Raw genomic sequence first — 7,117 nt, 5'->3', positions numbered from 1 at the left:
AGGAAGTAGCCGAGCGGCGCCAGAAGGATGCCCACGACAGGCAGGAGAACGAGGAGTTTCGCGACGAAAAACGCCAGAACCGTGCCAGCAAGAACCGTTAGCATCGCCCTGAAGAGCGTGGCCCTGATCCCCGCCCACCTCAGGGCCAGGTAAAAGACTGCACCACCCAAGACCCAGGCGAGCAGGAACGTGATGAGAAATCCCGAAAGCATGACTCCTGCGAAAACCGGTTCGCCTGGGGGCATAAACGAACATCCTCAGCAAGCTATAAAAAACTTGCCGGATTAGGACAGACGATGATTTTCGCCAAAACCCAGAGAGGAATGGAGTACATCGCCATGCAGAACATCAGGGAGCTTCTGGGAGACGTGAAAGTTGAGGTCAGACCCGCCGGATACCTGGGAGTGCTAATAGTCCACTCGAATGACATCGAGAAGGTCAGGGAAGTGCCGGAAGTGGAGAAGGCGATTCCAGTTCTGTTCGAGCTGAAGACCGATCTCGAAGAGATTCTCGGAAGAGCGGAGGACATTGTCAGGGCGATGGGGGACTTCGAGACGTTCGCCGTCAGGACGACGAGGAGAGGGCTCAGGCACGATTTCAGCAGCATGGACGTGAACATAAGGCTCGGACGGAGAATTCAGGAGATCAGCGGAAAGGAAGTAGACCTGAACCGTCCCGACAGAGCGGTTTACGTTGAAATCGTAAACGAGAGGACATTCATAGGCATCCTGGATGGTGAAGAGGAGAGGAGGAAGTACACGCCCGAAAAGGTTGACAGCCTGAAGTTCTTCAGCAAGGTGTCGTTCGTCCAGATGCCCTACCTCGAGAACCCGAAGGGGGCAAGGGAGATCGGGGAGAGGATCGGCAGGAGCGCTCAGTCTTTCGAGATAAAGGAGCTGATCATCGCCCCCTACGGATACGTGGATTCTGAAGAGCTATACGAGTTCCTTAGGGGGCTGAGGAGGGGGAAGGAGTCGAGGCTGAAGATTCAGAGGAGGAGCTACGCCAGGGACGTGAGGGAGGTGAGGGTTCTCGTTCACGACCTGTACCAGACGTTCAGAGACAAGAAGAGGAGGAGGACAGTACTCATCTCCACCGACCCCACAGGAAAGCAGATCTCCGAAATCAGGAATGAGCTCAAAAGGGCATTCGAGAGGGCAGACGAGATAGTCATCTTCGCGGGCAGCAGAACCGGGCTGCCAAAGGGAATCCTCAGGCTGTCGGACTTCGTGGTGGATCTCACACCGTACATAACCTTCCCCACCGAAATAGCGATTCCCGCATCCCTCATTGCCCTGCTCGACGTTTACGAAGAGATGGTGCTGGAAAGGGAGGAGAAAAAGAGGGCAGGAGGGGATTAGCCGGGCAACCCCATTTCCGGCCCACCATAGAGAGTGTGGAGAAAAGCTTTACCATTCTGAGACACATTGTTCACATGAACCTTTCCGAGCTGACCCGAACTGTCATTGAGTTCAGGGAGAGGAGGGGGTGGAAGAGGTATCACACCCCAAAAAACCTCGCGATTTCCGCTGCAATTGAGGTTGGCGAGCTGCTGGAGCTGTTCCAGTGGAGGAGCGATGAAGAGGTCGAGGATCTCCTGAAGAGCAGGGAGTACAGGGAAAGGTTGGGGGAGGAGATAAGCGACGTGATGATCTACCTGCTCACCCTCGCCCACGAGTGCGGAATAGACATGGAGAGAGCGATCCTCTCGAAGATCGAGAAGAACGAGAGGAAGTATCCGGTCGAATGAAAGGCTTTTTATTTTTCGGTGAGAACAGAAGGACATGCGCGACGAGATTCTCAAGACACTCTCCTCATACAACCGGGAAGAGATCAGGATAGGCACCATAGGCAGCCATTCTGCCCTGAACATTCTGAAGGGGGCCAAGGAGGAGGGCTTTGAGACTGTGTGCATATGCAGGGAGAGGGAGAGGTTCGTCTACGAGAGCTTCGGAGTTGCTGACCACATAATTCAGGTTGACGATTACCGGGAGCTGCTGGACGATGCTGTCCAGAGGAGGCTCACAGAGCTCAACACCGTGCTCGTCCCCCACGGAAGCTACAACGCGTACATTGGAAGCCTCTACAACCTGAGAGTTCCGGTCTTCGGAAACAGGGTTCTGATGGAGTGGGAAACTGAAAGGGAGAAGCAGAGGGAGTGGCTGGAGAGGGCGGGCCTCAAACTCCCCAGAACCTACACGAGTCCTGACGAGATAGACGGACTTGCGATAGTGAAGTACCCCGGGGCGAGGGGAGGAAAGGGATACTTCATAGCCAGAAGCAGGGAGGATTTTTACAGAAAGGCCGACGAACTGGTCAGGAGGGGAGTGATCTCGAGAGAAGATGTCGAGAGGGCTCACATCCAGCAGTACGTTCTCGGCGTGCCTGTCTACTTCTCCTTCTTCTACTCGGTGGTGAACGGCAGGATAGAGCTGATAGCGATAGACAGGCGCTACGAGTCGAACGTTGACGGAATTGGGAGAATTCCCGCCGACGAGCAGCTCGAAGCAGGAATCATTCCCACCTACACAGTGGTGGGCAACATACCTCTCATAGTCAGGGAGAGCCTGCTCTCAAGGATTCTGAGAGACGGACAGAAGGTATACGAGCATTCAAAGAAGATAGCAGAACCCGGGATGGTGGGCCCGTTCTGCTTGGAGAGCATAATCGACGATAACGGGGAGATTTACTACTTCGAGATCTCGGCGAGGATCGTGGCCGGCTCCACCGTGGGGATTCCCGCCTCACCCTACTCGTACGTGCTCTTCGGCGAGAACATGTACATGGGCAGGAGGATAGCGAGGGAGGTCAGGCTGGGAATTGAGAAGGACATGCTGGGGGAGATGATCTTCTAAGACCTCCTCAGAACGGGGTCCCTCTCAGAGAAGTCCACGTAGAAGCCAAGCTCCTCGAGGTAATCGTAGCTCCTCTTCCCCTTCCCGTGCAACATCAGCTCGAGCAGGTCGCTTTCGTCGTCGATGTCAACGCTCGCGTAGAACGAGTCGAAGACCTCCCACCTCAGGCCGAGGGACTCGCAGATCTGAACGTGTTTGACGAGGCTTCCGTAGTGGTAAGAGGTGTAAAAGCTCCTGCTCCTCGAGAGGAGCATGTTCGTTCCGCCCTTTCTCCCCGGGGCGAGCACGACGTCCCCCTCGCTGTCGAGAAACCTTCCGACCACCTTCTCATTCAGCAGCGGCAGATCTGACATGACCACGGCCAGATTGCCTTTCCTTATCCTGGAGGTCACCACCTCGTCGAGAGTTCTGCTGTCCACCTCGTGCTTCAGCCCTTCGAGTCTCCTGTCATCAGCGCTCGATATTACCGTGGCTTCTCCGCACGCCTCAATGACGTCCAGGAGGAGGTGGAACGCGAGCTCCTCCCTCTCCTCCCTGGTGAGAATGCCGGAGAGTCTCGTTTTTGGATTGACGGGTTTGAACGGGATCACTACTTCCATGTCTGGAAGAGTTTTAGCGGCAATTAATAAACTTGCGCAAATGATTTATCCTTAAACCCACAACACCGAAAACATGGATTTAATATGCCGCTTCGTTCGCAAGGATGGTGAGGAAATCGGGGAGAGCATAGACGTTTTTGAAGGCTACCTGATAGTGAAGAGCTCCGACAGGTTTTTCGGCGTTCCCCTCTCCGCAGTCAAGGAGGACGGAGACGCGCTCGTGATACAGGACTACGACGAGGAGGAGGCTAAGGTGGTTGGAGAGAGATGGGTGGAGGAGAAGTCAAGGCCCGTAAGCCTCGAAGAGCTCGAACAGTATGGCTTCGGAGAGTGAGTACAAGCAGGTAATAGTTGTAAGGGAGGACCTGAAGCTCTCGAGGGGAAAGCTCGCAGTTCAGGTAGCGCACGCTGCAATAACAGGCTACGAGGCAGCCGACCCCAAGACGAGGGAGAAGTGGAAGATGGAGGGACAGAAGAAAATAGTGCTGAAGGTTAAAAATCTGCAGGAGCTGATGAGGATATTCGATCAGGCGAGAAGGGCTGGCCTGCCGTCGGGATACGTGAAAGATGCGGGATTGACCGAGATTCCTCCCGGAACCATCACGGCAGTCGTTATAGGCCCGGAAAAGGAGGAGAAGATAGACAGAATCACGGGAAGCCTTCCCCTTTTAAAATAGGCAGCAGGGGTTCGAAGAACCTTCCTGCCCTTTCCCTGACACTGAGGTCTGCGATTTCCGTCACGGGAGTTGCCTCGGGATTTATCTCGATGACTGCCTTTCCGCTCCTCTTCGCGTGGTGAGGGAGGTAGGCAGCGGGATAAACCACAGCTGAAGTGCCGATCACCAGAACGCTGTTTTCCTCGCACAGACGCATGGCCAGCTCGAGCTCTCTTTCGGGCAGCGATTCTCCAAACCACACGACGTTCGGCCTCATCATCCCCCCGCACTCACATACAGGGGGCAGCGTTTTCGGTGGTTCGGTAACCCTGACCACCCTGCCACACTCCAAGCACCTCATCTCGTCAATCCTGCCGTGCAGGTGAATCACGTTTCTGCTTCCCGCCCTCTCGTGCAAATTGTCCACATTCTGAGTTATCACTGCCTTCAGGAGTCCCTTCCCCTCCATGATCGCCAGTGCCTGGTGTGCCGGATTCGGTCTCGCGCTGAAAACCCGCTCCATCCTCCACGCGTACCACCTCCACACGAGCCCTGGATCCCTCGCAAAGGCCTGGGGGGTGGCAAGATCCTCCGGCCTGTATCTGTCCCACAGCCCGTCCTTCCCGCGGAATGTCGGTATTCCGCTGTCTGCAGATATTCCCGCACCGGTTAGGGCGACAAGGTTTCCGTTGAGTGATTTTATCAGATGGAAAAGGTCTTCAGCGAGCATGATGGAATGTATGCTGGAGTGAAAATAAAAAGGATTCTACGGTGAGGCTGGATGAAATCGATTTCTGAATCTTGCTGAAAGCATCTGGCGATATTATCCAAAATCAAAAAGATAAAGTTGAGAATTTAAATCAAAAAATTATCTTTTCAGGTCGAACCTGTCGAGGTTCATGACCTTGTCCCATGCCCTGATGAAGTCTGAGATGAACATTTTTTCTCCATCATCGGCAGCGTAGACCTCGGCAACGCTCCTCAGCTCGTCATGGTGACCGAATATCAAATCCACCCTGCTTGCCACCCACTTTCTCTCTCCAGTTTTTCTGTCGAATCCCTCGAACAGGTATCTGTGCTGATCCTTCGCCCTCCACTCCACGCCCATGTCCAGCAGGTTCACGAAAAAGTCGTTTGTGAGAGTTTCTGGCTTGGAAGTGAGGACGCCATGGTTAGTGTATTCATAAACGGCCCCGAGCACTCTCAGGCCACCAACGAGCACAACCATCTCGGTTACCGTGAGTTTCAGGAGGTGGGCTTTATCCACGAGGAAGTACTCGGGTGTTGTGTAAACGTCAGCTTCATCTATAGTCTCAGGGTATCTGAAGTAGTTCCTGAACCCATCTGCAAATGGCTCGATCATCTCGTAGAACTCCACCTCAACCTGCTCCTGTGTGGCGTCAACCCTACCGGGAGTGAACGGAACGTGCACGTCATATCCAGCCTTCTTTGCAGCAACCTCCACGGCGGCACACCCTCCGAGGACTATGAGGTCTGCGAGGGAAACCCTCTTACCCCCGCCCTTTCTCTCCTGCTCCTCGTTGAACTCCTGCTGGATTTTCTCGAGTTTGGAGATTATTCTTTCAAGATCCTCCGGGTGGTTCACTTCCCACGTCTTCATCGGGTGCAGCCTTATCCTCGCTCCGTTGGCTCCACCCCTCCTGTCGGAGTTCCTGTAGCTCGCAGCAGAGGACCATGCCGTGTAGACGAGCTGGGATATGCTTATCCCCGACTCGAGGATCTGTCTCTTCAGCCATTCAATGTTCCCCTTATCTATGAGCTCGTAATCTCTTTCTGGAAGAGGGTCCTGCCATATGAAGTCCTCTCCAGGCACATACGGCCCAGCGTAACATCTCTTCGGCCCCATGTCCCTGTGCGTCAGCTTGAACCATGCCCTTGCAAAGGCTCTCTCAAATTCCTCGGGGTTTTCAAGGAACTTCCTTGCTATCTTGGCGTACTTCTCGTCGTACCTCAACGCCAGATCTGCTGTGAGCATTCTCGGCCTGTGTCTTTTATTGGGGTCGTGGGCATCGGGAATTATTTCGGGAGCGTCCTTGGCCACCCACTGAACCTTTCCTGCCGGGCTGGTCTCTATTTCCCACTCATAGTCAAAAAGCAGTTTGAGGTACATGATCGCGAACTTTGTTGGCGTTGGTGACCATGTAAGCTCAAAGCCGGATGTGAATGTGTCGGGCCCCTTTCCTGTCTTGTAGTCAAACTTCCAGCCAAGCCCCTGATACTCCACAGGCGACGAGCTCGGATCTGGGCCGAGGTATCTGTCCGGGGCTGCGCCATGACACTTTCCGAAAGAGTGGCCGCCTGCAATCAGAGCCACAGTCTCTTCATCGTTCATTCCCATCTTGGCAAAAACCGCCCTTATCTCCTGAGCCGAAAGCTTCGGATCTGGAACCCCCATAGGCCCTGCGGGGTTAACGTATATCAGCCCCATCTCGGTCGAGGCGTATGGTCTCTTTAGCTTGCCCTCCTCGTACCTTTTCTCTCCTGTCAGCATTTCCTCCTCTTCTCCCCAGTCCGGGCTCTCGTCTGGTTCGTATATATCTTCCCTGCCGAGCCCGAACCCGAGGATCTTCACGCCCATGTCCTCAAGGGCGATCGTGCCTGCGAGGATTATCAGGTCAGCCCATGACAATCTTCTTCCATACTTCTTCTTCACCGGCCAGAGAAGCCTTATCGCCTTGTCGAGGTTTATGTTGTCCGGCCAGTCTATCCTTGGCGGAAAGCGAATGCTGCCATCTCTCGCACCCCCTCTTCCATCAAAAATCCTGTAGCTACCAGCACTGTGCCAGGCGAGCCTTATGAACAGCGGCCCGTAATGTCCAAAGTCTGCTGGCCACCAGTCCTGAGAGTCTCTCATAAGCTTTTTGAGATCCTCGATTACTGCATGGACATCAAGCTCTTCGACCTCTCTGATGTAGTCATAGCTCTCCCCGTAGGGGTTTGCACCGGGCTGATTCTGCCTCAGAATTTTTAGGTTCAGCCTGTTTGG

At 54.3% G+C, this 7,117-nt stretch carries 8 protein-coding genes and 1 pseudogene; 5 read left to right on the top strand and 4 right to left on the bottom strand.

Translation table 11 applies throughout. The features are described from left to right. Positions 1-245: pseudogene (locus ACXJJC_RS07770) on the bottom strand (hypothetical protein); the annotation flags it as partial. Positions 246-296: 51 nt separating this feature from the next. On the opposite strand from ACXJJC_RS07770, the gene ACXJJC_RS07765 reads away from it, so the two are divergent. The 3 genes from ACXJJC_RS07765 to ACXJJC_RS07755 all read left to right on the top strand — a co-directional run bounded on the left by ACXJJC_RS07765 (position 297) and on the right by ACXJJC_RS07755 (position 2,855). Next, positions 297-1,361, top strand: a complete 1,065-nt coding sequence (locus ACXJJC_RS07765) for an SPOUT family RNA methylase (RefSeq protein ID WP_456370748.1) — start codon at positions 297-299, stop codon at positions 1,359-1,361. 74 nt (positions 1,362-1,435) lie between these two features. Next, positions 1,436-1,750, top strand: coding sequence for a nucleotide pyrophosphohydrolase (locus ACXJJC_RS07760; protein WP_456370746.1), 315 nt, complete (start codon positions 1,436-1,438; stop codon positions 1,748-1,750). Positions 1,751-1,784: 34 nt separating this feature from the next. Next, entirely contained in the window at positions 1,785-2,855 is a 1,071-nt protein-coding gene (locus tag ACXJJC_RS07755) for a formate--phosphoribosylaminoimidazolecarboxamide ligase (protein WP_456370744.1), read from the top strand. Here the strand turns inward: ACXJJC_RS07755 and cofC are convergent. Beyond that, positions 2,852-3,454, bottom strand: a complete 603-nt coding sequence (cofC, locus tag ACXJJC_RS07750; RefSeq protein ID WP_456370743.1) for a 2-phospho-L-lactate guanylyltransferase — start codon at positions 3,452-3,454, stop codon at positions 2,852-2,854. The two genes, ACXJJC_RS07755 and cofC, sit on opposite strands and share 4 nt — an antisense overlap. A gap of 73 nt (positions 3,455-3,527) precedes the next feature. Here cofC and ACXJJC_RS07745 point away from each other — a divergent pair, with 73 nt between their 5' ends. Both ACXJJC_RS07745 and pth2 read left to right on the top strand, forming a co-directional pair. Then, a complete protein-coding gene (locus ACXJJC_RS07745) occupies positions 3,528-3,788 on the top strand; it encodes a DUF5749 family beta-barrel protein (protein ID WP_456370741.1) in 261 nt (86 codons plus the stop codon). Further along, positions 3,772-4,131 carry a peptidyl-tRNA hydrolase Pth2 gene (pth2, locus tag ACXJJC_RS07740; protein ID WP_456370739.1) on the top strand — a complete coding sequence of 120 codons (360 nt, stop codon included), beginning with the start codon at positions 3,772-3,774 and terminating at the stop codon, positions 4,129-4,131. Before ACXJJC_RS07745 ends, pth2 begins: the two co-directional genes overlap by 17 nt. On the opposite strand, the gene cobB is transcribed toward pth2, so the two are convergent. Both cobB and katG read right to left on the bottom strand, forming a co-directional pair. After that, positions 4,103-4,840 (bottom strand): NAD-dependent protein deacetylase, encoded by a 738-nt coding sequence (gene cobB / locus ACXJJC_RS07735; protein WP_456370738.1) that lies wholly within the window; start codon positions 4,838-4,840, stop codon positions 4,103-4,105. The two genes, pth2 and cobB, sit on opposite strands and share 29 nt — an antisense overlap. A 138-nt stretch (positions 4,841-4,978) precedes the next feature. Continuing rightward, on the bottom strand, positions 4,979-7,117 hold a 2,139-nt coding region (gene katG, locus ACXJJC_RS07730), incomplete at its 5' end, for a catalase/peroxidase HPI (protein WP_456370736.1).

Source organism: Geoglobus sp. (assembly GCF_054018175.1).
The sequence above is the reverse complement of the archived record's forward strand: the minus strand, read 5'-3'. Positions and strand labels throughout refer to the sequence as shown.

Excerpts from the sequence above, each read along its gene's own strand:
- ACXJJC_RS07765 (WP_456370748.1), top strand. The coding sequence starts at position 297 with ATGATTTTCGCCAAAACCCAGAGAGGAATGGAGTACATCGCCATGCAG.
- ACXJJC_RS07760 (WP_456370746.1), top strand. The coding sequence starts at position 1,436 with ATGAACCTTTCCGAGCTGACCCGAACTGTCATTGAGTTCAGGGAGAGG.
- ACXJJC_RS07755 (WP_456370744.1), top strand. The coding sequence starts at position 1,785 with ATGCGCGACGAGATTCTCAAGACACTCTCCTCATACAACCGGGAAGAG.
- cofC (WP_456370743.1), bottom strand. The coding sequence starts at position 3,454 with ATGGAAGTAGTGATCCCGTTCAAACCCGTCAATCCAAAAACGAGACTC.
- ACXJJC_RS07745 (WP_456370741.1), top strand. The coding sequence starts at position 3,528 with ATGGATTTAATATGCCGCTTCGTTCGCAAGGATGGTGAGGAAATCGGG.
- pth2 (WP_456370739.1), top strand. The coding sequence starts at position 3,772 with ATGGCTTCGGAGAGTGAGTACAAGCAGGTAATAGTTGTAAGGGAGGAC.
- cobB (WP_456370738.1), bottom strand. The coding sequence starts at position 4,840 with ATGCTCGCTGAAGACCTTTTCCATCTGATAAAATCACTCAACGGAAAC.